Below are 3,159 nucleotides of genomic sequence, written 5' to 3' on the forward strand. Positions count from 1 at the left end.
TTCTCCTCAGGCGCACCGACAGGTTTCTCCTCAGGCGCACCGACAGGTTTCTCCTCAGGCGCACCGACAGGTTTCTCCTCAGGCGCACCGACAGGTTTCTCCTCAGGCGCACCGACAGGTTTCTCCTCAGGCGTACCGACAGGTTTCTCCTCAGGCGCACCGGCAGGTTTCTCCTCAGGCGTACCGACAGGTTTCTCCTCAGGCTCTGGTACATGCGTTGCCACAGGCTTGCCTAACTTCAATATCTCCTTAATCAGGTTTTGGCGTTCGGTATGTTGGTTGACGATATCAAAAGACTTGTCGTATTCACGATAAAAGGCATCTCTGATCGTGACTTGAGGGATCAAATCGATATTTGTTATGGGATAGGATGGCGTCGCCAGGAACCCGACGGTTTTTCCGTTCATATGCTCCAATAACATCTTGATTGCGATAGCATCTTCCGGGTAATCCGGATTCAGCAGATCCGCTTCATCCTCAAAATGATCCGTTACGATCGACCATTTCAGTCTTTCGATATATGCCAAGTTAACCCAATTTTCTATCGCGGGCTCAATAGTAACTGCTGCGCCATAATAGTCATCGGGCAAGTTCCCGTCAGGCAAACGACTATTTCCCGTTGAACCTTGAATTTGCCACCTATAACTTCTCGCCGCACTAAGAGATATCGCTCTCAAATATGATGGCTTTGAATAACTTGAAAGTTTTTCTCTATTTTTTGGAAGAATATTGAGGCGATATAAGGCGGCTACGCTTCTCGGTGGGTTGGCTGGCAACTTGAACCAATTAATTTCTTCTCTGTTATCTTGTAAAAACCCGCCACTAACTATAACAAGCGCATCGCGTATGATTTTGAAGTTTGGATATTTTCTGCCATCATCCGCTTCTTTTATGTAGTCTTCTGCCGGCCTGATGTAGGAGTGGTATCTTAATGCCTTCCTCCTCGCCCATGCGGGCAATTCGTTCCAAACGCCAATGCTCTTCGCTATCTCTTGTGTAGTTAGCTTCACTCCCGTCCTGAGCGATAGCCAGCTTATTGAATTATCAATAGTAGTCTTGTTTGTTGATACATCTGACTTTATCTTTTCTGCAAACTGATCTACGGCCGCCCTCGCCTTTTCCCGTTCCTCGGGTTTCATCATATTTACATCACCGGAGCGGATAACAACATATGCACCACTAAACTGATCTTGAAATTTTCTGACGTAATATTTTTTTGAATCGGACTCATCCCATGCAGTCGCCGGATTAGGCACCAATGAGACGCCAAAATATATCCGCGCATCTCTTTTTGGATTATCCAGACCGTCGGAAATCGTTATGGTGGCATTGTGTTTCAATTCTTGAAAATCGAAAACATCTTCTTCGCCGATTGAATTAATAAATAAAGCTCTTGTATTGTTTTTTATTTCGTATGTCGAATTGATATTTTTAACCGTTGTAAAAGTATCATCCGCAAATAGACTGTCATCATATTGATACGTTTTAAACGCAAAGTTATCCATTTCTATAAGTTGCGAGTTGATATTTCCAAAATTCTTGCTCGCCTTATCCTCCGTTCCCTCATTCCTGACGTCCAGATGAAAATCTGTGGTCTGCGTGGATAAATACTTGACGCTATTTGGATCGGCTGTATTCCGAGACGGCTCCAGGCTCGACTGATAACTGTGATTGGGTCTCACATTCCGAACATCGACTATTCGATGGTCATCGAGCGTCTGTTCCGAATCATCCAGCACCGTCATTACAACCTCAAAAAAACCTTTGGGGAAATAATTGAATCTGACAATACTCCCCTCATGATTCAGCTTAATTATAATTTTTTGAGGTGGAACTTCCTCGTATGAAGGAATTTCTAGAGTGACAGGAACGTCGGTTGGAGTTTCAATGATTAACGGCGTCTTTAAAAGACTTGTATTTTCTTCCAATAGCAAATTATTGATTCTCTGAGTCTCCTGGACCGCCTTCGCTATCTTCTTTCCGTTTTCCTCCTCAATTCTTCTCTCTTTCTCAAGAACCTCATCTTTCCTTTTTTTCTGTTCCGCTTGTTCTTCACGAATAATTTCTTTGTGAATTTCATTGGCGAGACTGCATTTAACCATCGGTATTCGAAATTGCAGATCAGACTCCTCTGCTTTCCTGAATTTAAGAGTCATATCACAATATTCGCTATCTCCTATCTGCTTGATATCGTAACTTAAGATATAGTCCTGACTTAATAAATGAGAAAAATCAAATTTCCTTTTTTCTGGCGCCGTTCCCACCAGATCCGGAGTGTGAACAGTCAACATTGATGAATCTGGATTTACATCAAAATGAATAATATGATTGTTTTTGTATAATGTAATTTCATTTCCAATTGTTTCTGAAAACCAAATGTCAACAACCTGGCTCTCCAGCATAGTCTTGTAATTCTGTGCATTCTCTCCCTGTAGCTTCGAATTTATTTCATCACGATAAGTATACGCAAAAATAGAATTTTCAATAACAGGATCGACAATATTTGCATCGCCGTTGAAAATAAAATAGGAATCCGGCTCTCCATCCTTTGAGATTTTAATCTTCTCATTAACTCCTGTATGTTTAGTCTCTGGAGCCAAGTAATCAACGCGATAACCCATTTCCCATAACGGAGAAAAATCGACATCCGGTACGTCGATTTCCTCCGAGTCTTGAGATCCGGTGGCATACGCATCAATATAAACTTCTTTCTCCGAAGGTTTGGCTACGATGACCAGGCGCTGATTGAGGTTGCGACCAAAAGAAAAATTTTTCCCCGACACTCGCCTGATGGTGTCATCTGTTTCGTCATCGTTGCGCTCTATCGTTCCCCATTGTCGGGCAGTAGCGCCAGACAATCTCTCCATCCGGTATTGGTGCAAAATCCGACCGTGAACAATGTTATCCAACCGGCCGTCTTCTACTTTCGGCTTGTCCGGAACATTAGCTGGAACATTAGCTGGAACATTAGCTGGAACATTAGCTGGAACATTAGCTGGAACATTAGCTGGAACATTAGCTGGAACATTAGCTGGAATATTAGCTGGAATATTAGCTGGAATATTAGCTGGAATATTAGCTGGAATATTAGCTGGAATATTAGCTGGAATATTAGCTGGAATATTAGCTGGAATATTAGCTGGAATATTAGCTGGAATA

1 protein-coding gene and 1 pseudogene are annotated in these 3,159 nt (G+C 42.5%); one reads left to right on the plus strand and one right to left on the minus strand.

Annotated elements, in window-relative coordinates; translation table 11 throughout:
* Positions 1-2,858: pseudogene (locus RV1423_RS30465) on the minus strand (hypothetical protein); the annotation flags it as partial.
* Between the two features lie 73 nt (positions 2,859-2,931).
* Between RV1423_RS30465 and RV1423_RS30770 the strand changes: the two are divergent.
* On the plus strand, positions 2,932-3,159 hold a 228-nt coding region (locus RV1423_RS30770; protein WP_231502540.1), incomplete at its 3' end, for a hypothetical protein.

Source organism: Herbaspirillum sp. RV1423, assembly GCF_000577615.1.
Taxonomy (GTDB): Bacteria; Pseudomonadota; Gammaproteobacteria; order Burkholderiales; family Burkholderiaceae_D; genus Herbaspirillum.